The 26,411-nt window shown below is 44.6% G+C and carries 25 protein-coding genes; all 25 read right to left on the reverse strand.

Annotated elements, in window-relative coordinates:
• Positions 1-182: 182 nt before the first annotated feature.
• The 25 genes from rpsO to NSS87_RS19200 all read right to left on the reverse strand — a co-directional run bounded on the left by rpsO (position 183) and on the right by NSS87_RS19200 (position 26,292).
• Positions 183-452: a 30S ribosomal protein S15 gene (gene rpsO, locus NSS87_RS19080; RefSeq protein WP_036656390.1), complete on the reverse strand. Its 270-nt coding sequence runs from the start codon at positions 450-452 to the stop codon at positions 183-185.
• Positions 453-600: 148 nt separating this feature from the next.
• Positions 601-1,548, reverse strand: coding sequence for a bifunctional riboflavin kinase/FAD synthetase (locus tag NSS87_RS19085; protein WP_339242101.1), 948 nt, complete (start codon positions 1,546-1,548; stop codon positions 601-603).
• Positions 1,549-1,585: 37 nt separating this feature from the next.
• Positions 1,586-2,500, reverse strand: a complete 915-nt coding sequence (truB, locus tag NSS87_RS19090) for a tRNA pseudouridine(55) synthase TruB (protein ID WP_339242103.1) — start codon at positions 2,498-2,500, stop codon at positions 1,586-1,588.
• Positions 2,497-3,474, reverse strand: a complete 978-nt coding sequence (locus NSS87_RS19095) for a bifunctional oligoribonuclease/PAP phosphatase NrnA (RefSeq protein WP_339242105.1) — start codon at positions 3,472-3,474, stop codon at positions 2,497-2,499. The genes truB and NSS87_RS19095 overlap by 4 nt, the downstream gene beginning before the upstream one ends.
• Before the next feature lie 70 nt (positions 3,475-3,544).
• Positions 3,545-3,892 (reverse strand): 30S ribosome-binding factor RbfA, encoded by a 348-nt coding sequence (rbfA, locus tag NSS87_RS19100; protein WP_042128856.1) that lies wholly within the window; start codon positions 3,890-3,892, stop codon positions 3,545-3,547.
• Positions 3,893-3,910: 18 nt separating this feature from the next.
• On the reverse strand, positions 3,911-6,556 hold the full coding sequence (infB, locus tag NSS87_RS19105) for a translation initiation factor IF-2 (RefSeq protein ID WP_042189415.1): 2,646 nt from the start codon (positions 6,554-6,556) through the stop codon (positions 3,911-3,913).
• Positions 6,549-6,872, reverse strand: a complete 324-nt coding sequence (locus NSS87_RS19110) for a YlxQ family RNA-binding protein (RefSeq protein ID WP_042128860.1) — start codon at positions 6,870-6,872, stop codon at positions 6,549-6,551. Before NSS87_RS19110 ends, infB begins: the two co-directional genes overlap by 8 nt.
• Complete coding sequence (locus NSS87_RS19115; RefSeq protein ID WP_042189416.1) at positions 6,865-7,173, reverse strand: YlxR family protein; 309 nt, start codon at positions 7,171-7,173, stop codon at positions 6,865-6,867. Before NSS87_RS19115 ends, NSS87_RS19110 begins: the two co-directional genes overlap by 8 nt.
• Before the next feature lie 27 nt (positions 7,174-7,200).
• Entirely contained in the window at positions 7,201-8,298 is a 1,098-nt protein-coding gene (gene nusA / locus NSS87_RS19120; RefSeq protein WP_042189417.1) for a transcription termination factor NusA, read from the reverse strand.
• A 26-nt stretch (positions 8,299-8,324) separates the two neighbouring features.
• Positions 8,325-8,792 carry a ribosome maturation factor RimP gene (gene rimP / locus NSS87_RS19125; protein WP_042128863.1) on the reverse strand — a complete coding sequence of 156 codons (468 nt, stop codon included), beginning with the start codon at positions 8,790-8,792 and terminating at the stop codon, positions 8,325-8,327.
• A gap of 199 nt (positions 8,793-8,991) precedes the next feature.
• Positions 8,992-13,320: a PolC-type DNA polymerase III gene (locus tag NSS87_RS19130; RefSeq protein WP_339242107.1), complete on the reverse strand. Its 4,329-nt coding sequence runs from the start codon at positions 13,318-13,320 to the stop codon at positions 8,992-8,994.
• A gap of 271 nt (positions 13,321-13,591) precedes the next feature.
• Positions 13,592-15,040 (reverse strand): proline--tRNA ligase, encoded by a 1,449-nt coding sequence (gene proS / locus NSS87_RS19135; RefSeq protein WP_042189419.1) that lies wholly within the window; start codon positions 15,038-15,040, stop codon positions 13,592-13,594.
• Between the two features lie 25 nt (positions 15,041-15,065).
• Positions 15,066-16,340: an RIP metalloprotease RseP gene (gene rseP, locus NSS87_RS19140; RefSeq protein ID WP_042189420.1), complete on the reverse strand. Its 1,275-nt coding sequence runs from the start codon at positions 16,338-16,340 to the stop codon at positions 15,066-15,068.
• 147 nt (positions 16,341-16,487) lie between these two features.
• Positions 16,488-17,627, reverse strand: coding sequence for a 1-deoxy-D-xylulose-5-phosphate reductoisomerase (locus NSS87_RS19145; RefSeq protein WP_042189421.1), 1,140 nt, complete (start codon positions 17,625-17,627; stop codon positions 16,488-16,490).
• 20 nt (positions 17,628-17,647) lie between these two features.
• Complete coding sequence (locus tag NSS87_RS19150; protein WP_042189422.1) at positions 17,648-18,451, reverse strand: phosphatidate cytidylyltransferase; 804 nt, start codon at positions 18,449-18,451, stop codon at positions 17,648-17,650.
• Between the two features lie 21 nt (positions 18,452-18,472).
• Positions 18,473-19,240: an isoprenyl transferase gene (locus NSS87_RS19155; protein WP_339242111.1), complete on the reverse strand. Its 768-nt coding sequence runs from the start codon at positions 19,238-19,240 to the stop codon at positions 18,473-18,475.
• Between the two features lie 78 nt (positions 19,241-19,318).
• Positions 19,319-19,873, reverse strand: coding sequence for a ribosome recycling factor (gene frr / locus NSS87_RS19160; RefSeq protein ID WP_042189424.1), 555 nt, complete (start codon positions 19,871-19,873; stop codon positions 19,319-19,321).
• Positions 19,873-20,601 carry a UMP kinase gene (pyrH, locus tag NSS87_RS19165; protein WP_036688491.1) on the reverse strand — a complete coding sequence of 243 codons (729 nt, stop codon included), beginning with the start codon at positions 20,599-20,601 and terminating at the stop codon, positions 19,873-19,875. Before pyrH ends, frr begins: the two co-directional genes overlap by 1 nt.
• A gap of 105 nt (positions 20,602-20,706) precedes the next feature.
• Entirely contained in the window at positions 20,707-21,357 is a 651-nt protein-coding gene (tsf, locus tag NSS87_RS19170) for a translation elongation factor Ts (protein ID WP_042189425.1), read from the reverse strand.
• Between the two features lie 132 nt (positions 21,358-21,489).
• Positions 21,490-22,191: a 30S ribosomal protein S2 gene (gene rpsB, locus NSS87_RS19175; protein WP_036688493.1), complete on the reverse strand. Its 702-nt coding sequence runs from the start codon at positions 22,189-22,191 to the stop codon at positions 21,490-21,492.
• Positions 22,192-22,352: 161 nt separating this feature from the next.
• Positions 22,353-22,997 (reverse strand): endolytic transglycosylase MltG, encoded by a 645-nt coding sequence (locus NSS87_RS19180; RefSeq protein WP_339242112.1) that lies wholly within the window; start codon positions 22,995-22,997, stop codon positions 22,353-22,355.
• A complete protein-coding gene (locus NSS87_RS19185) occupies positions 22,994-23,572 on the reverse strand; it encodes a hypothetical protein (RefSeq protein WP_339242114.1) in 579 nt (192 codons plus the stop codon). Before NSS87_RS19185 ends, NSS87_RS19180 begins: the two co-directional genes overlap by 4 nt.
• Before the next feature lie 39 nt (positions 23,573-23,611).
• The gene (locus NSS87_RS19190) at positions 23,612-23,926 is read right to left on the reverse strand and encodes a hypothetical protein (protein ID WP_231573296.1); all 315 of its coding nucleotides are present in this window, start codon (positions 23,924-23,926) and stop codon (positions 23,612-23,614) included.
• A gap of 145 nt (positions 23,927-24,071) precedes the next feature.
• Complete coding sequence (locus NSS87_RS19195; protein ID WP_042189429.1) at positions 24,072-25,475, reverse strand: FapA family protein; 1,404 nt, start codon at positions 25,473-25,475, stop codon at positions 24,072-24,074.
• Positions 25,476-25,503: 28 nt separating this feature from the next.
• A complete protein-coding gene (locus NSS87_RS19200) occupies positions 25,504-26,292 on the reverse strand; it encodes a FliA/WhiG family RNA polymerase sigma factor (RefSeq protein ID WP_042189430.1) in 789 nt (262 codons plus the stop codon).
• Positions 26,293-26,411 lie beyond the last annotated feature (119 nt).

Here is a 26,411-nt window from a genome sequence, read left to right on the forward strand (position 1 = left end):
TATAAGAAGAAACGGCTAAGTCTTACAGATGATGTAAAGTGGCCGTTTTTACGAATAATCTCATCAGTCTTGCTATAAAGTTTTCCCTAAATTTTCAAAAAGCAACCCAGCTGTCCCGCTGTCGCTCCGAGAAGGACATACGGTATACAACCAGGCTGCTTTAAGGGTTATCTTATGGAAAATTAACGACGCAATCCCAGTCTTTCGATCAGGGCGCTGTAACGTCTGATGTCTTTGTTTTTCAAATACGCCAGAAGTTTACGACGTTGTCCAACCATTTTCAACAATCCGCGACGGGAGTGATGATCTTTCTTGTGCGTACGCAAGTGGTCAGTCAAATTAACGATGTTCTCCGTTAGGATAGCAACTTGCACCTCAGGGGATCCAGTATCGGATTCGTGAGTTTTGTGCTCGTCGATCAATTGATGTTTACGTTCTTGAGTTAATGCCATCCTGTTCACCTCCTTCAATATAATCGCCATTAGCCTCGTCACCGTCGGTGAGAACGTGCAACCAAGCTAAGGTTATGGTGCTGTAAGCCAGCAACGTTTATTAGTATAGCATCTCCATTAACAAAAGTAAACGGCTTGTCCGGGATGACTATAGATTATACCCGAAAATCTTCTTCGCGGTTTCTGCATCCTCACCGATTTGAGTAATCAATGCACCAATGGATTCGAATTTTCGTTCAGGACGAATGTAAGATACTAACTCCACCTTAAGCTCTTGATCATACAAATCACCTTCGAAGTCAAACAGATGGACCTCAAAGCTTGGCGTCAATACACCCTCATGAAAGGTAGGTTTAACGCCCACATTCATGACCCCGTACAAAACTTTATCCTTATAAAAGACTCGGACCGCATATACACCTTTAGTCGGAATGACAAAATGAGCACTGAGCTTCAAATTCGCCGTTGGAAAACCAATGGTGCGACCTCTCTTCTCACCATGACCCACTTCACCACGCAGATAGTAGCAACGTCCGAACCAGGAGTTTGCCAGCTCTAAATCCCCGTTTTGGAGACTTTTACGAATGCCGGAGCTGCTGACCTTCTCACCATCTAGCAGAAAAGGGGGAGCAACCTCTACATTCATAACACCTTCACCCAGCTTGCGAAGCATTTCAACATCGCCTTCACCTTGATAACCAAAACGAAAGTCAAAGCCGACAACTGCAGTTACAATATGTAGCGGCAAAAGCATAACAGAGACAAAATTCTGTGGACTTACACGGGAAAGCTGCTCGTTAAATTCAATAACATATAAGATATCGACACCCAAACTAGCAAGAATCTCCTGCTTTTCTACGGGTGGCGTCAAATACCCTTCATAATCACCCTTACCCATAACATCTTTAGGATGTGGATGAAATGTAAGGACTGCGGCCGGCACACCTTGTTTACGGGCTAGGGCCACAGCGGATGTAATGACGCTAGCATGTCCACGATGCAATCCGTCAAACTGCCCTAAAGCAGCCACTTGAGGCTGAGCCCACTCTGCAGCAGTCTCCGGAGACATCGGATAAGTTAACGTTACGGTTCTCACGCTGTTTCTCACCTACAATTCACTTGGTAAAATTGATTTAAGCTTGTGCAAATACCTTCACTGGAGCAATTGCACCTGTATCTTCCAATTCATAAATGCCAAGAAATCCACCTTGAAGATCGTATAGCCGAAATTGACTGTTCGTCTTCACCTCTGGAGCTATAAATCGTGAGGACAAACGCTGCCCCTGCAAAGCTGCCTTCTTTTTCTCATCCATTACAGTGTGCTTTGGCATATGAGAAATGGCTTCGTCTGCAGCGATTAAATGATCTTCCAATGTTCCGGCTTCCTTGTGAGTCGCAATATCCTCTAGCGTAAGACAATGACTGGCTGAAATCCCTGCCGACATCGTTCTCTCTAGTTTCACCATCACACCCGGCAGTCCAAGTGCTCGTCCGATATCGACACAGAGCGTACGAATGTACGTCCCCTTAGAGCAAAGCACCCGGAATGTGATATCGGGATGATTGCCTTCCCAAGTCATATCCGTCATTTCAATTTCATAAATCTCTACTTCACGGCTTTTACGTTCAACGGTTTTACCTTCTCTTGCTAACTCATAAAGACGTTTGCCGTCAACTTTAACCGCAGAATACATCGGTGGAACCTGAGAAATAACCCCTTTAAATGAAGCGAGCACTGATAGAATCTCTTCTTCAGTTACATGCACCTCATCTACAGTTTCTAAAATAGTCCCCGTTAAGTCCTCGGTATCACTCGACATTCCCAGTCTCAGTGTTGCTACATATTCTTTAGGCAACTCCTGAATATACTCCACAACACGTGTAGCACGCCCCAGACAAAGTGGTAGCACACCTGTTACTTGAGGATCAAGCGTTCCCGTATGTCCGATCCGTTTCATACCGAGAATACGACGCGCCTTGGCCACAACATCATGTGAAGTGAAGCCGGCCGGCTTGTAAACCGCCAGTACACCTTCTAATTCACTCATAAATGACGTCTTACCTCCTCAAGCACTTGGGCTATTGCCGTTTCGAGTGTAGCTTCTATACGCGCGCCTGCAGCACGGGTATGACCGCCACCTCCAAACGTTTGCGCTAGATCAGCCACGTCCACCTTACCAGCAGAACGCAAACTAACTTTAACCGCATGTTCATGAATGACTTTGAACAAAATCCCTACCTCCACACCTCGAATATTACGAGGGTAGTTCACGAGACCTTCTAAATCTTCATTAGCAGCAGCACATTCAATCATATCCTCCGGTGTAACATAGAGCCAGGCAATATCCCCTTCGGGTGATAATTGAAGAGTATTTAACGCTTTATTTAAAATTTTAATCTGCGGCAATGTCATTTCTTCAAGTAATGTCTCAGCCAGCTCAGGACCGTTAACGCCATAAGAAAGCAGTTCAGATACGGCTGCCATTACTTTTGGTGATGTGTTGGTATATCGAAATCCACCAGTATCTGTCAAAAGACCTGTGTATAAAGCTGTGGCGATATCAATGTCCCATTCAATCTCGAACGTCTTCAGCAGATCGAACAAAATTTCCGCAGTCGCAGCAGCATCCGGTTTGATTAAATTCACAAGTCCATAACCGTTGTTAGTGGGATGATGGTCAATGTTCAGGATTAGAGCATCCTTCGCAAAATAGCGATGAGTCAGTCCTACTCGCTGAAAATCAGCACAATCCACACAGATCACATTGCTGTATTGACGGGGCGGCTCACTAGAGGCCATATTGATGATTTCATCCGAATGCCATAAATATTCCATCCGCTTCGGTATCGGTCCTTCATTCAGCATAGTGTATTTTTTGCCCAGACATGAGAGAAGCCAGCCCACCGCTAGGGTGGAGCTGACTGCATCTCCGTCCGGCTGAACATGCGACACTACAAGGTAATCGTCGTGTTCCAGCAGAAACTCACGGGTCTGCTGGAGACTTTGTTCATAGCTCTGCATTCGCCGTCTCCTTTATAAAGGTTGTTCAAAATAGCCTTGAGCTATTTTGAACTCCTTTTAGTACCTATTTCTAATCGTTCTTATGAAGCTCTCCAAGAAGTTTCTCAATGTGACTGCCATAAGCGACAGATTCATCGATCTTGAAGATCAGTTCCGGTGTATGCCGAAGGCGTATCGCCTTGCCAAGCTCGGAGCGAAGAAAACCATTAGCTTTCTCAATCGCTTTAAGGGAGCCTGACTTCTGCTCTTCATCCCCGAACACGCTTAGGTATACTTTCGCTTGCGACAGATCGTTAGTCACGTCTACGCCAGTTACAGTTACAAAACCGATTCGAGGATCTTTCAGTCCGCTTTGGATAAGTTGACTAAGCTCTTTCTTGATCTGCTCGCCCACTCGTCCTGCTCTAATTTTAGACATCTATATTCACCTCTTCGCTTAGCGCTCTACAGTTTCCATAAGAAACGCTTCGATAATGTCGCCCTCTTGGACGTCATTATAGCGTTCCAAAGTTATGCCGCATTCATAACCTTGCGCCACTTCTTTGGCATCATCTTTAAAGCGTTTCAAGGTATCAACTTTACCTGTAAATACAACGATTCCGCTACGGATCAAACGCATTTCAGCATTACGGGTAATTTTACCATCAATTACCATACAACCTGCAATGGTACCCACTTTACTGATTTTGAAGACGCTACGTACTTCAGCGTGACCGATAACGTTCTCTTTATAGATAGGATCAAGCATACCCTTCATTGCACTTTCAATTTCCTCGATTACATTGTAGATGATGTTATGGAGACGAACATCTACTTTTTCTTGTTCAGCAGCTGCCTTAGTTTGAGCGTCCGGACGAACGTTAAAGCCAATAACAATAGCATTAGATGCTGCTGCAAGTGTAATATCGGATTCCGTAATGGCACCAGCACCACTGTGAATGATCTTCACGCGGACGCCTTCCACTTCGATCTTAGCCAGGGAACCTTTAAGTGCCTCGACTGAACCTTGTACGTCAGCTTTAATGATAACGTTAAGGTCTTTGATTTCGCCGTCTTTAATGTGCTGGAACAAATCATCCAATGTTACACGGGTGTTCGTATTCAGCTCAGATTGACGTTGGGATGTGGAACGTCTATCAGCAATCGCACGGGCTTTACGCTCGTCTTCGAAAGCCATAAACGGATCGCCTGCTTGTGGTACCTCAGTCAAACCAGTAATTTCTACTGGTGTGGAAGGTCCAGCTTCCTTGATCTTACGTCCTTTATCATTAACCATCGCACGTACACGACCGAAGCAGTTACCTGCTACGAAAGCATCGCCGACTTTCAATGTACCGTTCTGTACCAGAACACGTGCAACTGGTCCACGATTCTTATCAAGCTCAGCTTCTATAACCGTACCGCGTGCCCGTTTGTCAGGGTTCGCTTTGTACTCATTTACTTCAGCAACGAGCAGAATCATTTCCAGCAGTTCTTCCAAGTTAATACGTTGTTTTGCAGAAAGGTTAACGAAGATGGTATCTCCGCCCCACTCTTCAGGAACGAGTTCATAGCTTGTAAGCTCTTGCTTCACTTTGTCAGGATCTGCACCCGGCTTGTCGATTTTATTAACAGCGACAATAATCGGAAGTCCAGCAGCCTTAGCGTGTGCAATAGCTTCAACGGTCTGAGGCATAACTCCGTCATCAGCAGCAACTACGATAATAGTCATATCTGTTACCTGTGCACCACGAGCACGCATAGCAGTAAATGCTTCGTGACCAGGTGTATCTAGGAACGTGATTTTCTTCTGGTTGATTTCAACTTGATAAGCACCGATATGCTGTGTGATTCCGCCTGCTTCGCCTAGAGATACACTCGTCGAACGAATGGCATCCAGCAAAGTAGTTTTACCGTGGTCAACGTGACCCATGATCGTAACTACTGGAGGACGTGACTGAAGTTCTTCTTCAGCATCATTCTCTTCCACAGTTTCAAAGCTATCCTCATCAACAGGAATCTTCACTTCTACTTCTACGCCGAATTCAGCAGCGAGTAGCAGGATGGTGTCGATATCCAGCTCTTGGTTGATGGTTGCCATAACACCCATAGAGATCAGCTTCTTAATTACTTCAGAAGCATCTTTGTGAAGCAATTTTGCTGTTTCACCAACAGTCATGCTACCACGAACGATAATCTTCTTAGGTGTGTTATCGATCTTCTCACGGTGAACCATTGGCTGATTCTTGCCGCGGCCATTCTTACCACCACGACCGCGGTAGTTACCGCCTTTGCCATCATCAAACCGTCTATTGTTCGTATTTGGTCTACCACCAGTTGTGTTCTTCTTAGGACCTCTGTCGTCACCGCGTGTGAAGCCACCGCCAGTGCCAGATTGACCTTGTGGGCGGCTGTCAGTGCGAGGTGCACTGCTTTGTCCTTGCGGACGGCTGCCAGTATTGCTTCCTTGTGGACGGCTACCACCGGTATTACTACCTTGCGGACGGCTGCCACCAGTGCTGCTGCCTTGCGGACGGCTACCACCGGTACTGCTACCTTGTGGACGGCTGCCAGTATTACTTCCCTGCGGACGGCTGCCACCAGTGTTGCTACCTTGTGGACGATTGCCGCCTGTGCTACTTCCTTGCGGACGGCTTCCGCTAGTACTGTTAGTACGTGGAGCTCCGCTTTGTTGCGGACGTGCATTCTGCGTTGAACCTGTTGTTGTTCTGCGGGAATCTTGTCCGCTTTGGGGCCTTGGGGACGTCGTCGATTGGTTGTTGTTTTGGTTACTGTTCATACCTACCTGCTTTTCCTGTTGATTTTTGTTGGCATTCTGAGCACTTTGGGGTTCGGCAGTTACCGCACCGGTTGTCACCGGACGGCTGCTAGAGCTGGTATCCCGTTTGGCTGCAGCGTTCGACTTGATATCCTTGAAGAATTGCTCTACTTTGTTCACGGAACCGTTCTCCATGACACTCATATGATTATTCACAGGGACATTCAAACGCTTCAGAATTGTAATAATTTCTTTACTGCTCATGTTTAGTGACTTGGCGTATTCGTACACGCGCAATTTATCTTTGTTCTCTTCTTTAGTCAATAAATCCACCTCCGACAGTATCTCCGAGTTGCTTGGAGATCATTTCCGCGAATCCTTTATCCGTAATGGCCAGTACTACACGCTGGTCTTTACCAATACTTGCACCGAGGCTGTCTCGGTGAAATGCGATTACTAGTGGAATATCGTAGGTTCCGCATTTATCACGGAACTTTTTTTGGGTATTATCTGAAGCGTCACCTGCCAGAACGACCAGCTTCGCCTCTGAAGACCGTACAGCTTTGAGTACAGCCTCATCGCCGGTGACTATCTTGCCTGCTCTCATGGCAAGCCCTAAATAAGAAAGCGCCTTACTCATTATCCTCACTATCCTTTGCTGCTAGAAACTGCTCTTCCACGGAAGTAAACTCCCGGGCAAGCTGGTCATAGATTTCAGGACTCACTTGACATTTCAAAGCGCGGTCAAGTGCTTTATTCTTCTGTGCCAGCTTAAAGCATTCAAGCTTGCCGCATATGTAAGCACCACGGCCTGACTTCTTTCCTGTCAGATCAATCAGTACTTCACCCTCGGGCGTTCTAACCACTCGAATCAGCTCTTTTTTCGGCATCATCTCCTGGGTAGCAACGCATTTGCGCAGCGGCACCTTTCTTTGTTTCATACATACGCCTCCCGTCAAGCAGGTTAATTAATCAATGGAGACGGAATCCTGATGCATTTCATCAATAGAAGTTCTCGGTCTACCGTATTCCTGCTCCGCTTGACTTTCACTCTTGATATCAATTTTCCAGCCGGTAAGCTTAGCGGCAAGACGTGCATTTTGCCCTTTAATACCGATAGCCAGTGATAATTGATAATCAGGAACGATCACCCGTGCCATTTTCTCTGCTTCAAAGACTTGAACTTCAAGCACCTTAGAAGGGCTGAGTGCATTAGCGACATACTCCTGCACCAGATCAGAGTAACGGACGATATCGATCTTCTCGCCACGAAGCTCAGTAACGATGGTTTGAACGCGTGTCCCTCTTGGGCCTACGCAAGAACCAACTGGATCCACTTCCGGATTGCGGGAATACACAGCAATCTTCGAACGGAAGCCAGCTTCACGAGCTACGGAACGAATTTCAACTACACCATCAAAAATTTCCGGAACTTCTAGTTCGAACAGACGCTTCAGCAATCCGGGATGACTGCGGGACAGCATAATTTGCGGTCCTTTAGTGGTGTTCTCAACTTTAGTGATATAAGCCTTGATACGCTCGCTTTGTTTAAACTTCTCACCTGGCATCAATTCACTAAGCGGCAAGACCGCTTCGATTTTACCAAGATCAATGTAAATGTTCCGCATATCTTGACGTTGTACAAGTCCTGTTACAATATCATCTTCTTTGTCAATAAAGGCATTATAGATGAGTCCACGCTCTGCTTCGCGAATCCGTTGTGTTACAACCTGCTTTGCAGTCTGTGCAGCAATACGCCCGAAATCACGTGGTGTTACTTCAAGCTCAGCAATGTCTTCAAGCTGGAAATGCGGGTTAATTTCTCTGGCTGCCGGCAATGAGATTTCAGTCCTTGTATCCAGGACCTCTTCAACAATTAGCTTGCGGGCAAACACTTTAATGACACCTGTGTTGCGGTTCATGTCAACACGCACGTTCTGTGCTGCATTGAAATTACGTTTATAACTAGAGATCAGCGCCGCTTCGATCGCTTCGAACAGCACATCTTTACTGATGCCTCTCTCCCTTTCCAGCTCATTCATTGCTTCAATAAACTCCATACTCATGAATTTCCGGCCCCCCTTTCAAGACGTTAAAAAATAATGGCCAATCTCGCGCTTGCGACTTTGGCGTACGGTACTACATGTTCTTTTTTGCCCGCGGAGATGAGCAGTTCCTCGTTCTCGAACGAGAGCAAACGACCTTCAAATTCTTTGAGTCCTTGAATCGGCTCATAAACAGTCACATACACGTCCTTACCTACCGCTTTAGCTACATCCGCAGCTTTTTTGAGAGGACGCTCTGCTCCCGGTGAGGAAACCTCAAGGAAATATGCCTCAGGGATAGGATCATTCTCATCCAACTGCTGACTGAAATATTCGCTAATGCTTCCGCAGTCATCAATATCAATGCCGCCTTCTTTATCTACGAATATACGCAGAAACCAATTGGAGCCTTCCTTCACGTATTCAACGTCCACCAGTTCGAAACCATTGTCGTCGAGATAGGGCCCGAGCATCTGCTCTACCGTTTGTTTAATTTTAGATTTGGGTGTGCTCAAAAGAAAATTACCTCCACGAACTTGTCTTTTGCTATATACCAAAGATAAAGAGTGGGTTTCCCCACTCTTTACACAACGGACTTATCTCATTATTACCAAAGAAATTATACCATAGTGAGTCTGGACTGACAAGTGCTAGCCCTTGACTCCCCCTTTGGAGCTCTCTTTTCTAGCCATGAAATAAGTGTTGTTAAAGCCTTTAAAATAGGGAAAGTTGATTGCTCTCCGGTAGGCCGCGGAAGCAGCCCATATTGGTTAGCAGCTCAATAACTGTCTTACTCGCCTTGGATTTTTGCTGGAAATCCTCAATAGAAAGGAACTCCCCGGCATCTTTCGCAGCGGCAATGTTGATAGCAGCATTCTCACCAATTCCCGCTAATGCGGAAAACGGAGGAATCAAACTCTTGTCATCAACAATAAACTTATTCGCTTCCGAACGGTAAAGATCAATGTTTTTGAATGTAAACCCACGTGCCGTCATCTCCAAAGCCATCTCAAGGACAGGCAACATAGCCTTTTCCTTTGGCAAAGCTTGAAATCCTTTTTGCTCAATTTCTACGATCTGACGGTTGATCGCTTCATATCCCTTACAGCACAATTCAATATCAAAATCTGCTGCACGTACAGAGAAATAAGTCGCATAATATTCAATAGGATGATACAGCTTGAAGTAGGCGGTACGTACTGCAGAAATTACGTATGCAGCAGCATGCGCCTTTGGGAACATGTATTGAATCTTCAGACAAGAATCAATATACCATTGTGGAACCTTGCACTTTTTCATTTCCTCGATCCATTCGTCAGATAAACCTTTACCTTTACGAACACTCTCGGTAATTTTAAAGGCCAAGCTCGCATCCATTCCCGCTTTATAAATTAAGAAGAGCATGATGTCATCCCGACAACCGATAACGGTCTTAATGTTACAAGTGTTATTCTTTATAAGCTCTTGCGCGTTACCAAGCCAAACTCCAGTACCATGAGACAAACCTGATATTTGCAGTAAGTCAGCAAAGCTGGATGGTTTCGACTCAATAAGCATTTGACGTACGAACTTAGTACCCATTTCGGGCACACCATAGGTCGCAACCGGTGATCTGATTTCGTCAGGTCTTACTCCAAGTGCATCTGTAGAGTTAAACATGCTCATTACTTTCGGATCATTCATCGGGATAGAAGTTGGATCAACACCTGTCAAATCCTGCAGCATCCGCATCATCGTCGGATCATCATGACCCAGAATATCAAGCTTCAGCAAATTCGCGTCAAAAGCGTGATAATCAAAGTGTGTGGTCTTCCATTCGGCATTGACATCATCCGCTGGGAATTGCACTGGTGTAATATCTTCTACCTCCATATAGTCTGGAACAACGACTATACCACCAGGATGCTGTCCCGTACTACGTTTAACACCTGTACAACCGGCCGCCAGACGGCCAACTTCAGCTCCACGCCAACGTTTCTGGTGAAGTTCTTCGTATTTTTTTGCAAATCCGAAAGCTGTCTTCTCAGCCACGGTACCAATCGTTCCGGCACGGAATACATTTTTCTCACCAAACATTTCTTTGGTAAAGTTATGTGCATTCGGCTGATATTCCCCTGAGAAGTTCAAGTCGATATCGGGAACTTTATCCCCTTTAAATCCAAGGAAGGTCTCGAACGGAATATCCTGGCCTTCACCTTTGAGCTTCTGACCGCAATCCGGGCAAACTTTATCTGGTAAATCGAATCCGCTCCGCACACTACCGTCCAGGAACCATTCACTATGGCGACACTCAGGGTTTAGGCAAATATAATGCGCAGGCAAAGGATTAACTTCTGAAATTCCAAGAAATGTAGCTACTACAGAAGAGCCTACAGAACCCCGCGAACCTACGAGATATCCATCTCGATTTGATTTTTTAACGAGACGTTCAGAAATCAAATAGTTGGCAGAGAACCCGAATTTAATAATCGGTGCAAGCTCTTTCTCCAAACGGGCAATAACTACTTCAGGTAATTCTTCGCCATAAATGGATTTGGCAGTGTTATAACAGGTCTCGCGAATTTCTTCGTCCGCCCCTTCAAGAATTGGTGTAAATAGCTTATCTGGAAATAGCTCCAGCTCTTCAAAACGTTCTGCCAGCTCAACTGTATTCGTAACCACGACTTCCATCGCTTTTTCAGCACCGAGAAATTCGAATTCAGACAGCATTTCATCCGTTGTGCGGAAGTGTGCATCCGGTTTGCGTTGGTCTTTAAGCGGACTAAAGCCTGTGATCCCATTAATCGTAATATCACGATACAGCTTGTCCCGGGGTTCAAGATAATGTACATTCCCCGTTGCGATAACAGGTTTATTCAACTGTTCACCTATTTCGCAAACCTTGCGGACTACATCGCGAAGCTCATCAGGGCCTGCTACAAAGCCCTTGTCCACCAAGTGCATGTACATGGTCAATGGCTGAATCTCCAGCACATCATAAAAATGAGCAACCTCCATGGCTTCCTCAGTCGTTTTGTTGAGTACAGCTTCAAAAAACTCTCCACGTTCACAACCGGAAATCACGAGCAGTCCATCTCTATGCTCTTCCAGCTTGGATTTCGGAATACAAGGTACACGTTTGAAATATTCCGTATGTGACATGGAAATGAGCTTATAGAGATTTTTTTTGCCTACTTGATTAAGTGCATAAATATTACAGTGGAACGGTCTTGTGTTCGAAAGATCATTACCCACATAATCGTTTAGTCGATCAAGGCGGGTCATGCCCTTCATCTTTTCAGCATCTGCGAGCAATCCTGTTAATATACCGCCGAGTGCTATGGTATCATCAATCGCACGGTGATGGCTTTCCAGAAGAACTTTATATTTATCGGCTAATGTGTTCAGCCTGTGATTCTTCATGCTTGGATATAGTAACCGAGCGAGCTCAAGCGTATCAAGAGATGGATTCGGAAGCACAGGTTCACCTATTTTACGTAACGAGGCCTGAATAAAACCCATATCAAATCTGGCGTTATGAGCAACAAGGATACTATCACCCACAAATTCAACAAACTTACGCAGCACTGGCTCAAGATCAGGAGCATCCTTAACCATTTCATCCGTAATATTGGTCAATTGCTGAATATGATAAGGGATCTTCTCATGCGGATTAACAAAAGTAGAATAACGGTCTACTTCTTTGCCCTCACACATTTTAATGGCCGCCAGCTCCGTAATATTATTGCGGGTAATCGATAACCCCGTGGTCTCTATATCAAACACTACATAGGTAGCTGTCTTCAAGTCCAACGGCTGAGCATTCTCGACAATATTCACAGAGTCATTCACAACATTGGCTTCCACGCCATAAATCATTTTTATCTTATGCTTATGAGCTGCATGGTTCGCATCAGGAAAAGCCTGAACTCCGCCATGATCAGAAATAGCAATCGCAGGATGCCCCCACTGGGCAGCTGTTTTGACATAGGTAGTGATCGGAGTGACCGCATCCATCGTACTCATCGTAGTGTGAAGGTGGAATTCCACCCGTTTCTTAGGAGCCGTATCTTTACGCGCAGGCGGTGCCTTAACTTCCGTTAAATCCGAAGGGATCATCACTAGCTCAGGAATCTGCATAAAACGGTCATATTCAACTTTTCCGCGTGCTCTTACCCATTTACCGTTTGCTAGCTGACTCATAACCTTCAGATCATCTTTAGTCTTCGCGAACATCTTCATTTGTAGAGAATCCGTGAAATCGGTCAAACTGAAGGTGAACAAGGTACTACCATTGCGAAGTTCCTTACGATCCAGACCAAAAATGGTACCCTGAATTGTAATTTTCTTCTCTTCATCTTGAATTTCAAGAATCGGCACAGCCTGTTCCTTAATTTCATACCCCACTTGAAGCTTAATTACTTCATTAGGATCGCTATCATCAGCAGGAGCTTCTGTTTCTACAGCAGTCATCATCTGCTCAACGATCTCGCGTTGTTCTTGCTGAAGCTTTTGTTGAAATTCTTCGTATGCTTCAACATTATTATTTTCGTTCTCTGCCATTAGCACTTTAACTTTTAAGGAGAGACCGAAATACTTATCATAAAATTTAATAATTGCCCCATCGATGCCTTTTTTACGAGCCAGCTCCATAGAAGTGGAGTCACTCATCGTCAGCATTAAAGTGTCATCTTTAAGCTCTTGGGTAGAACGTGTCAGCCAGCCATTAACCGAAGGGATCTCGCGAGTCACCCACTCCAGAAACAATCCCCAATATTCTTGGACTAGCTCTGCTCTACTAACTTTTTGATCATATACGAATAAAAAGCTTACTTTGGCTATATGCTGTAGCTTCTCGCGCATTCTGAGGCAAAATGTCCGGTATACCTGCGCTGGAACCAGACTTTCTTTCGCAATCACAATTTGCCAGTCTCGGTTACCACGGCTGATCTCTACTCGTTCTATATATCCATCTAAAAAGTAGGGATCCATAATTGCAGGTGGAATTTCACCTTGCTTCATCAAGAGCTCGAATCTTTTTCTTCTCTCCTGGTTTTGTTCCATGCTTTCCTCCCACCTTTGATAACTCCGTAAAACACAATCAATGATATTCAGTGAAAGTACAATATGACAAGCATAAACGCCTTCGGCGTCCTTATGAGGACGGTAAGTGTTTATGCGAGAAATAAAAGGATAATTTATTACGTAAGCCTATAAATTCTTATATTTTAAAAAGCTTCTGGATTCAAAAAGCATTGGGTTTTTTCGGCCCGCTGACTCCTCTCTCCAGAAGCTAGATTAAAATACTACAAGACTGTTAATCGGTACCAAAAGATTAATATGCCTTTGCAAAAACCACAGTATGCTCAGCTGGTTTACCACAGCAAATGCAGACTTGTTTCTTCTCCGCCGGATCGAAAGGAATGTTACGGCTACCCGCACCTGTCTCTTCCTTAACTTTGGACTCGCATTCTTCGGAACCACACCAGCCAGCTAGTGCAAAGCCGCGTTTTTCTTCCATTGAAGCTTTCATTTCTTCCAAGGAATCTACAGAATAGAAATGGTCCTCACGGAATTTCAGGGCACGTTCGAACATTTCATTATGAACCTGCTCGAGCATTGCTTGTACCTCTTCAACAAGGTTCTCCTGCTGAATTACCTTCTTCTCACCTGTGACACGGGATACGATAACGCAAACGCCATTCTCCATATCGCGTGGTCCAAGCTCCAAGCGCACAGGTATACCGCGCATTTCATATTCATTGAACTTCCAACCTGGCGTTACATCCGAACGATCATCCACACGTACACGAACACCTGCGTTCTTCAGCTCCTTGAACAGCTCGTCTGTCCGTCCAATCACGGCTTCACGAGTTTTTGGAGGTCCGATCGGAATCATAATCACTTGAGTTGGCGCTACCTTAGGTGGCAGAACAAGACCACGGTCATCGCCATGTACCATAATTAGCGAACCAATCAAGCGTGTAGTGGATCCCCATGAGGTCGTATGCACATATTCTAAATTATTGTCGCGGCTCAAATACTGGATCTCAAATGCTGTTGCAAACTTGGTACCCAAGTAATGTGAGGTAGCAGCCTGAACAGCACGTCCATCTTTCATCATCGCTTCAATAGAATACGTATCTACTGCACCAGCAAAACGCTCGGAAGGTGTCTTTTGTCCAGTGATCACCGGAATGGCAAGGAATGTCTCGGCAAAATCACGGTAGTTATCCAGCATCTTCATGGTTTCTTCACGAGCTTCGGCTTCATTCTCATGCGCAGTATGCCCTTCTTGCCAAAGAAACTCAGTAGTGCGGATAAATGGTAAAGTACGCTTCTCCCAACGAACCACGTTCGCCCATTGATTGATAAGTACAGGAAGGTCACGATAGGACTGAATCCATTTGGAATACATGTGCCCGAACATGGTCTCAGAAGTAGGACGGACAGCCAGACGTTCTTCAAGCACGTCTCCACCAGCCTCAGTTACCCATGGCAGTTCGGGATTAAAGCCTTCAATATGATCCTTTTCCTTTTGAAAGAAACTCTCTGGAATGAACACTGGAAAATAAGCATTACGATGCCCAGTTTCCTTGAGGCGACGGTTCATTTCCTCCTGAATATGCTCCCATATTTCATAGCCCTCTGGCTTAAATACGATACAGCCACGAACAGGAGAGTAGTCCATCAAGTCTCCTTTTTTTATAACATCAATATACCAGCGTGAGAAATCCTCGCTTTGCGGCGTGATTTCCGTAACGAATTGCTTATCTTTTGCCATGTAATGGAATGCCTCCCGAAGAAAATTAGCCGCTGATCAAACGTAAAATATCATTATACGTAACAGCAATCATTAATAAAAATAACAGTGCAAATCCGACAAAGTGAACCATACCTTCACGACTCGGATCTACAGGTTTACCGCGTAATGCCTCCACACCTAAGAACGCCAGACGGCTTCCATCTAGTGCTGGAATCGGCAATAGGTTGAAAATCCCCAGATACAAGCTTAGGATAGCAGCCCAATAGGTAAGATACTGAATGCCTTGTTGGGCAATTTGACCGGTTACTTCAAAGGTACGAACCGGACCTCCAATATCATCCATATTGAATTTATTGATCAATTGCTTAAAGCCCAGAAAGATAGCTTCCGTCGTATCGACCATAGCTTTACCTGAACCTGTCAACGTCTCTCCAACCCCTGCTTTGCGGGTAGGAAGCTCAGGTGTAATCCCGATTTTACCGCCTTCTTGTCCCTCCATGCTACGAGGAACGAGAGTCACATTAAGGGTCTCATCACCACGTTGCAGCATCCATTTCATTTCTTTCCCTTTGGACTCCGAGGTTAAGTCAATCATTTTTTGGTAATCGGCACCAATCTTCTCACCGTTGATGGAGACAATAATGTCACCCTTCTGCAATCCCGCCTCTTGTGCAGGCATTCCTTCAGAGACATCACCGATCTTAACATAAGTAGGATTCTCCACCGGAATTCCAACCATTTGCAAATGGATGGCAAACAGAACAAAGGCTAACAGGAAGTTCATCACAGGACCCGCAACAATAGCCAATGCACGCTGACCCACGGTTTTACTACCGAATTGGCGATCTTTAGGCGCAATTTGAGTCTGTTGCGTTCCTTTAATCATCATCGCTTGAGGATGAACATCATAAGTAGTAACTTCGCCATCCACATCCAAGCGGATTTGCAGATCATTTTCAAGATCAGTATGCAAAGCCTCACCACGGATTACATTTTTACGTGTATCCAGTGCGTCCAGATAAATATTTTTTACTTTATTATCCTGACCGAGTCTTACTGCAATGGTCTGTCCTGAGCCAATTTCAATAATTTCCGGATCTTCACCAGCCATCCGAGCATAACCGCCAAAAGGCAGTAAACGCAAAGTGAACTGTGTCTCATTCCGTTTATAAGAAAACAGTTTCGGACCGAAACCGATAGCAAATTCCCTCACGAGAATACCGGCGCGTTTGGCAAAATAATAGTGACCCCATTCATGTACAGTCACCAGGACAAAAAACATGAGCACCGTTAATAAAACGACTTGAACCATTTCCAAACGTATCATCCCCCTTTAGGTGTAAGACCGAAGTATGTCCTCTTAATTTATCATTATTCTCCGATCAGGCACAAGAGAATCAACTGTCCCAACCTATTTTTAGGGCAAAGTAAGTATTTCCAGCTTATCTAGAGATTTCACTACGTTCTACAGCGTTGCTGCCAGCTCACGAACACGCTTATCACAGGATTCAATTTGTTCCAAATTCGGATTGTCCTCGTTAATATGACGATGCAGCACTTCCCCGATGATCTCCTCAATTCGCAGGAATGGGATCTCATGACTCAAGAATCGAGCAACAGCAATTTCATTCGCAGCATTAAAAGCAGTAGTAGCTGTCCCTCCAGCTTTTCCACAATCCATGGCTAGCTTAAGCGCAGGGAATCGTTCATAGTCCATTTCTCGGAAAGTCAAACGTCCAACTTCAGCTAACGACAAACGCTGTGCCGGCGATTCCCAGCGTTCGGGATACGTGAGCGCATATTGAATCGGGACACGCATATCGGGATTACCAAGCTGAGCAATAATGCTGCTATCGCGGAACTCCACATATGAGTGAATGATACTCTCTGGATGCAAAAGTACATTTACTTGTTCATAAGGTAGACCAAATAGCCAATGCGCTTCAATCACCTCAAGCCCTTTATTCACCATTGTAGCAGAATCAATCGTGATTTTCGCGCCCATGCTCCAATTCGGATGACGAAGTGCATCTTCTACTGTTACATTCTTGAGTTGATCACGAGTGAAATCCCGGAAGGATCCACCAGAAGCCGTTAAAGTGATGCAAGCAATATCCGCGAGATTCTCACCATTTAAGCACTGAAAAATAGCAGAATGCTCGCTATCAATAGGTAACAACTTAACACCCTTACGATTAGCTAGATCAGTGACGAGGTGTCCTGCCGTTACCAAAGTCTCTTTATTAGCTAGTCCAATATGTTTGCCTGCTTCGATCGCAGCTAACGTGGATTGGAGGCCTACACTACCCATAACAGCCGTTACGACCATTTCGGCATCTCCACCAGCTGCCACCTCAACAAGACCTTCATTCCCGCTGTATAGCTGTATGCCAGAAGGCAGACTGGATCTAATCTCATCTGCCAACTCCTTTGTTGCAACAGAAACACGACGAGGATTAAACCGACGAACTTGTTCCAGCAATAACGCTGTATTCGTTCCAGCTGCCAAGCCATCTACTTGAAAAGAGTCTGGGTGCATAGCGATGACATCTAGAGTCTGAGTGCCGATCGAACCTGTGGAACCAAGAACACTTATTTTTTTCATAGTTATACCCTCTCCTTCCGTTAATAGTAAGGCATGAGCGTTAGGATATGTACGAATGGAAATACGATAATCCAGCTGTCACATCGATCAAGAATACCACCGTGACCTGGCAGAAGTGTGCCTGAATCTTTGATACCATACGCACGTTTATAGGCAGATTGCACAAGATCACCAAGCTGACCCAAGACCGCACAAGAAAGCCCTATAAGTAGCGCTCGTCCTATCGCTAGATGTTCAGGAGCAAATATTGCAAACACGATCGCGATTAGCATCGAGATCAGTACCCCACCTACTGCACCTTCCACCGTTTTGTTGGGACTGATGGCAGGCCAAAGTTTGTTCTTACCCATGCTTCTTCCAACAAAGTAAGCCCCGGCATCACTACCCCAAATGCAGAAAAGGAGTAAAAAAGTCCAGAACAAACCATGTCCGTCATCCGATGCACGAGCCATGGCCATATAAGAAAAACCCATTCCAATGTATACTATACCAGTAAACAGCAAGGCTGTTACTCGAATATCTAATTTATTTTTAGTAAAAACTGTAACTAAAAGGAACAACAGCAGCAGAATCCAAATTCCTTGTTCCCACGATAAGGGTGCAGAGATCCCAAGCAAATTCCAAGGGATCATAAAACTTAGAATGGCTGCATAACCAAGAACGGTAGAACCGGAAAGCGCAGGTATCCCTATCATTTTCACAAATTCATAAAACCCGATAAAAGCCATGGCAGTAAGTAACAACTGGTATGGCCAGTTTCCCAACACGCATAAGCCTAAAAATAGTGCTCCGGCAACAATTCCGGTAATCAATCGCTGCTTCAAAGGTTTCCATCTCCTATCAAGCTACTTCAGTCCACCATAACGGCGTGTACGGCGTTGATATTCAGCAACTGCCTGATGCAAATGCTCCTTATCAAATTCAGGCCAATACACATCAGTAAACCACAGCTCACTATAAGCAAGCTGCCATAGCATGAAATTGCTAAGTCGCATTTCTCCGCTTGTACGTATAAGCAAATCCGGATCTGGTAACCCACCAGATAACATTCGGCTATCGATTAGATCAGTCGTAATATCTTCCGGTGACAAAGCCCCTGATTGGATGTCCTTACCAATGCTGCGCATGCAGTCCTCAATTTCTTTACGTCCCCCATAATTAAGAGCAAAATTCAATATAAGTCCAGTATTGCCCTGTGTTCGGGAAACCGCTTCTTCCATAGCCTTACGTGTATATGAAGGTAATGCATCAGTATCCCCCATCATACGTACTTGGACATTCTTCTCAATCAGTTCATCAAGCTCAATGGCTAGAAACTCCACTGGCAAGCGCATCAGATAATCGACTTCTTCCTTTGGTCGTTTCCAATTTTCTGTCGAGAACGCATACATCGTCAAAAACTCAACACCCAGTGCGTCTGCAGCGATTGTAGCACGTTTAACAGCCTTCATGCCATTCTGATGACCCACAACGCGCGGCAACCCGCGACGCTTAGCCCAACGCCCATTGCCGTCCATAATAACAGCCACGTGCCGGGGAATGTTATCCGGTGAAATCTCGACTGGCTGTTGCCTGTCTTTACGGCTCAGCCACGCTTGAACCCGTTTGATCATTTCCGTTTCCTCCAAGCTCTTATCAGAAAGAGACAAACCCCACCATTAACGGAGGGGCCTTAAGTCTCTAGAATATCTTTATACTTCCATAATCTCTTTTTCTTTGGATACAAGCACTTTGTCGACCTCGGCTATGAACTTATCCGTTGTCTTTTGAATGTCTTCCTGATGGCCACGGGACTCATCTTCCGAGATACCGTTTTTCTCCATCTTCTTAATATCATCGTTGGCATCACGGCGAATGTTGCGGATCGCTACTTTCGCTTCTTCACCAAATTTCTTCGTCAATTTCACCAAATCCGTCCGACGTTCTTCAGTCAGCGGAGGGATAGAAAGACGAATGATTGTGCCGTCATTAGCAGGCGTCAAACCGATATCAGATTTCATAATCGCCCGTTCAATGTCAGACATCGATGTTTTGTCCCACGGCTGGATTAACAGTGTCCGGGAATCCGGAGTACTGATGTTCGCCAGCTGATTGATTGGAGTTGGGGAACCATAATATTCAACTTGAATGCGATCTAGCAGTGATGTTGTTGCACGTCCTGCACGCAATGTTGCCAAGTCACGTTTCAGCGATGAAATCGCTTTTTCCATACGCTCTTCGGCATTTTTTTTGACCGATTGTGGCATTAATCTACACTCCCTTTAACAATCGTCCCGATCTTCTCACCGAGAACGACACGTTTGATATTGCCTTGTTCAGTAATGGCAAATACAATGAGCGGTATATTATTATCCATGCATAGAGATGAAGCTGTGGAATCCATAACACCAAGGTTTTTGTTCAGAACATCCATGTAAGTGAGCTGTTCAAATTTCTCGGCTGTGCTGTCCTTAAACGGATCTGCTGAATATACACCATCAACCTTGTTCTTCGCCATCAGAATAACTTCTGCTTCGATTTCTGCTGCTCTAAGTGCTGCAGTAGTATCTGTAGAGAAGAAAGGGTTACCTGTGCCTGCTGCAAAAATAACAACACGGCCCTTCTCCAAGTGGCGAATCGCACGACGACGAATATATGGTTCAGCAATTTGCTGCATCGAGATCGAAGTCTGCACTCTTGTTGGCACATCGATTTGTTCTAATGCATCCTGCAGAGCAAGTGAATTCATTACTGTTGCCAGCATGCCCATATAATCTGCAGTAGCGCGATCTATGCCACTTGCACTACCAGCGATCCCGCGCCAAATGTTACCTCCACCACAAACAATCGCAACCTGAACGCCAAGCTCTACAACTTCCTTGATCTGTTCAGCGATGGAAATAATCATGTCGGCATCAATACCATATCCGTTTTGTCCTGCCAAAGACTCTCCACTTACCTTAAGGACTACTCTCTTAAATACCGGCTGTTCCAAATGTATACCCTCACTTTCTGCAAAAGACGGAACACTACGTGTACGTGTTCCGCTCTTCTGATGCTTGCCTTTATTCAATTCTTCACATTTATGATGAAGCTGATATTAATTATTTACTTGTGCCATAACTTCTTCAACAAAGTTATCCACTTTCTTTTCCAAACCTTCGCCTAGTTCAAAACGAGCAAAACGACGGATCGAGATGTTTTCTCCGATTGTGCTGATTTTTTCGTTCAGCAATTGGGAGATCGTTTTGTCTGGGTCTTTAACGAAGGTTTGCTCAAGCAAGCAATATTCTTCGTAATATTTACCAATACGTCCTTCAACCATTTTTTCAATGATTTTCTCAGGCTTACCTTCGTTCAAAGCTTGAGCTTTCAGGATTTCTTTTTCTTTTTCTACATCTTCTTGCGGAACTTCTTCACGACGAACATAACGTGGGTTTGCTGCAGCGATTTGCATAGCGATATCGCGAGCAAAATCCTTGAAGGAATCTGTTTTACCTACAAAGTCAGTTTCGCAGTTGATTTCTACAAGTACACCAATACGGCCGCCAGCGTGGATGTAAGATTCTACAACGCCTTCAGTAGCAATACGTCCTGCTTTGTTTGCTGCTGCGGACAAACCTTTTTCACGAAGCAATTCAGCCGCTTTAGTGATATCGTTATTAGCTTCTTCAAGCGCTTTTTTACAATCAAGCATACCAGCGCCTGTTCTTTCACGAAGTTCTTTTACTGCTTTTGCATCAACTGCCATTGTTTATTCCCTCCAGGTAATTGTCGTTTTCTTACATTATTCAAGGCTTTTATCCTAAAAAAAGGGCAGTGAGAGGTTATCCACCTGCCAACCACCCTTTTCATTTAAGTTCTTGTATGTGTTAGTCGCTACTTAAGCAGTAGTTGTGTCTTCGCCTTGGTGAGCTTCAACAACAGCGTCTGCCATTTTACCAGTCAACAATTTCACGGCGCGGATAGCGTCGTCGTTACCTGGAATTACGTAGTCGATTTCGTCTGGATCACAGTTAGTATCAACGATAGCTACGATTGGAATACCCAATTTGCGAGCTTCTGCAACTGCAATACGCTCTTTACGCGGGTCAATGATGAACAACGCGCTTGGTAGACCTTTCATGTTCTTGATACCGCCCAAGAATTTCTCAAGACGATCTTTCTCTTTGCGAAGAAGGATAACTTCTTTCTTAGGTAGAACTTCGAAAGTGCCGTCCTCTTCCCAAGATTCCAATTTCTTCAAACGATCAATACGTTTTTGGATAGTTTGGAAGTTAGTAAGAGTTCCGCCCAACCAACGTTGGTTAATGAAGAACATACCGGAACGTTCTGCTTCTTCTTTTACGGAATCTTGTGCTTGTTTCTTTGTTCCTACGAATAGGATTGTGCCGTTGTCACCAGCGACGCTTTTTACAAAGTTGTAAGCTTCTTCTACCTTCTTGACTGTTTTTTGCAAGTCAATAATGTAAATTCCGTTTCTTTCAGTGAAGATATAACGATCCATCTTTGGGTTCCAACGACGAGTCTGGTGACCGAAGTGTACCCCAGCTTCTAGAAGCTGTTTCATGGAGATTACTGCCATCTTCACACACCTCCTAAGTTTGGTTTATTGTGTGTCTCCTCCGCCGTGCGTCATCTTTCAGCAAGACTTTCTTCAGAAGAAAGCACCCCTTGTCGAAATCAACCGGCGTGTGTTTTAACACCGTCAATTACTATACCATATTTTATTAGTGTATGCAACGATCATTGAAAACTTATTAATTTTTCTAGTATAGAATCTAGACTCTCGTCTTTATTAAAGGTATAAGAACCCGATTGAATCTTCGTATTGATCTGGCGTTGATTGGCCGCTTTAAGAAAACTAGCCTTGTCCTTAATGACATCAGCCTTCTCCAAAATATCTGCTGTTTTTGTCAGTGTGCTACCTGAAGGTATACGAACAACAACCCCTGCATTCGCAGTGGCATTAGGCTTATCAGGTGCAACAGCAGATGGTGCAGTAGTGACCTCTGGCTTCTCAATAGTGCCTTCTTTAGGCGTTGAGGGCTCTTTAGGAGGGACAACCTTATTAGGGTTTTCAGATACTGTAGGAGATACTACAGGAGCGGGAGAAGCCGCTACTGTAGGCTTAGAAGGTTCCACGTTCTCCGTACTTCCCTCTTTAACGCCGTCTGTCTTCTCACCTTGAACAGCGTCATCCAAAGCAGACTCATCAGAAGGAGGTTCAGTAGATTCGTCGATAACCTTCAAGTTCAATTTCTCAGCACCTTGTATTACCTGTTCCTTGGTGAGTGGAGCCGCTCCACCGGATATCATTAACTGAAGTAATAGTGCGCCTGCAATTAGCCCTGTGCCAAGACCGAACAAAAAAGAACGGTTCTTCATCATACCGATTCCTCCTGTTTGGCGAGTTGCAGAATCAGTTGCACTTCTCCCCGCTGAAGTCCAGCCGTCTTGGCAATGGAGTCTATCGATTTCCCCTGCTCATGTAGTTCAAATAATCGTGGATATCGCAATTTAATAGAACTAATAGGTTTCGCTTTCACTTCTGGTTGTATTGAACTCAATTCTGCTCCGGCAGACGGGTCTCCGATCAACGCAACCTTAGCATACGAACCCTTCTCAACCAAAACTTCCAACTCTCTTAACCGCTTTTCTTCGTTAGTTACTCGGCCCTCTAATAATAAAGAGCTTTGCTGTAATTCTGTCAATTGATGCTGTAAATCACTAATCTGCCCTTGCATTGCTACATGATTAGTTTGTGATTGCTGTTTAATACTGCTGACCAACTGTGCTAGCTCTTCATTCTCGCGCTCTATGTCAGCCATATATAGCTCAAGCGCAGCCTCCGTTTCTTTGAGGCTTTGCTGCTCTGCTTTTCCTTCCTTCATACGTGCTGGAAGTAAAAGGGCATAAAGAATAGCGGCGACACCTACTAGCACAATATACACCCATGGTTGCAAGTGCCTTATCTCCTTTTACATATCAAATATAATTACTTATTAAAGACTCAGATCAATGCGCTGTCCTTTGTAAGGATGTTCCGCATCACGAGTGCCTGACTTCGAACGTTTCTCCGAGGAAGGATTCCCTCCGGAATGATGATTGCCTTTATCTCCGCCATCGCGTAAAGCAGATTCAGAAGATTCATCCACTTCAGCGCTTCGCATGGTCATTTCCTGACTTTGTTTCACATTTTGTCCGGCCAGTTGATGCTGATCAATAGCGGGGCGCTGCTGAGATTCATTCTGAACCTTACCCGCTTCCGTAGTCCGAGGTAGTGCAATTTGCAGTTCCACTGGTTTTAGGCTCATCATAACCCTCTTCTCATAAGAAGAAACGATGTTGTCGTCTTTTGAAGACGATAACTGTTTCTCGTAAAAATATAAGGATAATGTATAACATGAAACTTATACTTTCTTATATTTCAAGAATGGCCGGCCGCTATTGCTGCCCGCCCGATTAATTGTATGGCGTTAAGGATATATCACCTTCACTATAAACAAACACAACTCGTTCTGTGGGGTCCTTTACAAATCGTGTATATCTACCGATCATAATTTTGGATCCGCCATAGATCGTTTTGATCACTTCAACTCTAGCTCTGCCTGTATCTTCTAGCATTCTTTCAATCTCTAGTACACGTTCTTTAATTCTTTTTTCCTCACGTTGATGAGACTGTTTGGTAGCATTCAATTTAACGCGAAGTGCCACTTTATCTGCAGGGAGTTGACCATTAGTTGCCAATTGATTTAATAGATACAACGCTTTAGACGTTTTGTCCTCATTTTCAAGTAATTGACGCAGTGATTGACGCAGCTCGTTAATCTCATTTCTGAGCTCAGGTACTACTCCTACCTCAATAGAAGTCGCTGTGGACATGGTATTGCCTATGGTACGTGCTACGACTCTTTCCCCAGACTGTACAGTTCCGCCAACTATCAATCCCTTAGCCCCATTACAAAGAACGTCTCTGCCCGCGCGTATATTGGAATGCATAATGCTCTGGGATACAATGACATCTTCACCAGCTGTTACATTACCATCTTGAATGAAAGAGACCTTAACATTTTTCCCAGCAGTTACATGTCCTTTGTTATAGCCGATAATTCCACCCGTAATTTCGATCGATCCTCCAGAGATTAATTCCGCTCCTTCAACTCCACCAACCACACGAATATCACCGGCGGATTTTACAGAAAATCCTGAAAGTACGTTTCCTCGAATAACAACGGTACCTACAAAATCAATGTTCCCAGTACTGTAGTCCACATCACCATTCACTTCATACACAGGAAATACATTGATTTTACCGCTATCAGTTAAAGTAACAAGACCGTCAATTGCGGCATACATCGAGGTTCCATTGTTATCAACGAGTACGTTCTTACCCACTTTAAAATGAGCTTCCCTTCCAGCTCTGAAAGCAAGCTCATCACCAGTTACAGTCTTACCATGCTTACCAGGCTGAGCAGGGATAATTCTAGCTATCAGCTTTCCTTTGAGGACGTTACGAAGCCGAACTAAATCCTTATAATCCACCTTACCATCCGCTTTTTCAAGCGGCTTGCGATCCTCTTCCAGATCAACAGTAAGCATAATACTTCCGTCGACTCCATTTACTGCAGGTTCACCTGTAGCAATAGCGACTTTACTCCAAAAAAACTCCTCCGGATGACTACAAATACGTCCAACAATATCACGCTGGACCCCGTAGCGAATATTGTGACTGTGCAGGAAGCTTTCCAATTCTGTAGGAGTGCAGGAAAAATTCTCATCCTTTTTGGAGAACTGCAAATACGCGATCCCTTTGTCATCCGAAAAAGTAATACTTAAGTACTGATCCAAAGCATTTTGACCGATCAATTTTGCTCCCCCTTGTCACCACTAACGGTTAATCGTTCTGCATAAGTAGATCGCGATTCTTCTCAAGCGTTCCCCTCAGCCGCAAAATAGCCTTGGAATGAAGCTGCGAAATCCGTGAAGGAGATAGTGACATGACCTCTGCGATTTCGCTCAATGATAAATCTTCATAATATAAAAGGGACACAACGGTCCGTTCTTTCACCGTTAATTTCTCAATACCTTTGGTGAGGGCTTCGCGTAAGTAGAACTCATTTACCTTGCTATCCGGATTCTTAGCTTTATCGTCCACCAGTATGGACATTCGGGTCTCTGATTCCTCTTCACGAATCGGGTCTTCCAGTGAACATAGTGACATTACAGCCACATCCTGCAACATATTTTGAAATTCAGTTACACTAATATTCAGGTATAGACTCATTTCCTCATCACTAACGGATCTCAAATACTTCTGTTCCAACTGCTGATAAGCGTCCTCGATTTTTTTAGCTTTTTCTCGCACAGATCTAGGGACCCAATCACTTTGACGTAAGGAATCTAAAATCGCACCACGTACGCGCCAGGAAGCATAGGTCTGAAACTGCAATCCCCGTTTGTAGTCGAATTTTTCAATCGCATCAATTAATCCCATTACTCCATTGCTGGCTAGATCATCTTTAGATACATTTTTGGGCAATCCCACAGCCAAACGGCTGGATACATAATCAACAATATGGAGATAACTCTCTATCAGCTTCTTTTTGGCTTCAGGGTCACTGTGTTCTTTCCACTGTTCCCATAGCTCGTCAGTTTCCAATTGAGAAGCTTTACGCTCGTTCAATAGCTTTCACCCTTCCCAAAGTTTAGTCAGAGAGCTTGTCGCGGCGAAACCTGCCTAGTCACAAGCATAAACGCCTTCGGCATCCTTATGAGGACGGTAGCGTTTATGCGAGAAATATA

This window comes from Paenibacillus sp. FSL F4-0243 (assembly GCF_037963295.1).
GTDB lineage: Bacteria > Bacillota > Bacilli > Paenibacillales > Paenibacillaceae > Paenibacillus_AQ.

Excerpts from the sequence above, each read along its gene's own strand:
- NSS87_RS19130 (WP_339242107.1), bottom strand. The coding sequence starts at position 13,320 with ATGGAACAAAACCAGGAGAGAAGAAAAAGATTCGAGCTCTTGATGAAG.
- truB (WP_339242103.1), bottom strand. The coding sequence starts at position 2,500 with ATGAGTGAATTAGAAGGTGTACTGGCGGTTTACAAGCCGGCCGGCTTC.
- nusA (WP_042189417.1), bottom strand. The coding sequence starts at position 8,298 with ATGAGTATGGAGTTTATTGAAGCAATGAATGAGCTGGAAAGGGAGAGA.
- NSS87_RS19095 (WP_339242105.1), bottom strand. The coding sequence starts at position 3,474 with ATGCAGAGCTATGAACAAAGTCTCCAGCAGACCCGTGAGTTTCTGCTG.
- rpsB (WP_036688493.1), bottom strand. The coding sequence starts at position 22,191 with ATGGCAGTAATCTCCATGAAACAGCTTCTAGAAGCTGGGGTACACTTC.
- NSS87_RS19155 (WP_339242111.1), bottom strand. The coding sequence starts at position 19,240 with ATGATCAAACGGGTTCAAGCGTGGCTGAGCCGTAAAGACAGGCAACAG.
- rpsO (WP_036656390.1), bottom strand. The coding sequence starts at position 452 with ATGGCATTAACTCAAGAACGTAAACATCAATTGATCGACGAGCACAAA.
- proS (WP_042189419.1), bottom strand. The coding sequence starts at position 15,040 with ATGGCAAAAGATAAGCAATTCGTTACGGAAATCACGCCGCAAAGCGAG.
- rbfA (WP_042128856.1), bottom strand. The coding sequence starts at position 3,892 with ATGTCTAAAATTAGAGCAGGACGAGTGGGCGAGCAGATCAAGAAAGAG.
- frr (WP_042189424.1), bottom strand. The coding sequence starts at position 19,873 with ATGCCACAATCGGTCAAAAAAAATGCCGAAGAGCGTATGGAAAAAGCG.
- NSS87_RS19180 (WP_339242112.1), bottom strand. The coding sequence starts at position 22,997 with ATGATGAAGAACCGTTCTTTTTTGTTCGGTCTTGGCACAGGGCTAATT.
- tsf (WP_042189425.1), bottom strand. The coding sequence starts at position 21,357 with ATGGCAGTTGATGCAAAAGCAGTAAAAGAACTTCGTGAAAGAACAGGC.
- NSS87_RS19145 (WP_042189421.1), bottom strand. The coding sequence starts at position 17,627 with ATGAAAAAAATAAGTGTTCTTGGTTCCACAGGTTCGATCGGCACTCAG.
- NSS87_RS19115 (WP_042189416.1), bottom strand. The coding sequence starts at position 7,173 with ATGAAACAAAGAAAGGTGCCGCTGCGCAAATGCGTTGCTACCCAGGAG.
- NSS87_RS19190 (WP_231573296.1), bottom strand. The coding sequence starts at position 23,926 with ATGATGAGCCTAAAACCAGTGGAACTGCAAATTGCACTACCTCGGACT.
- NSS87_RS19110 (WP_042128860.1), bottom strand. The coding sequence starts at position 6,872 with ATGAGTAAGGCGCTTTCTTATTTAGGGCTTGCCATGAGAGCAGGCAAG.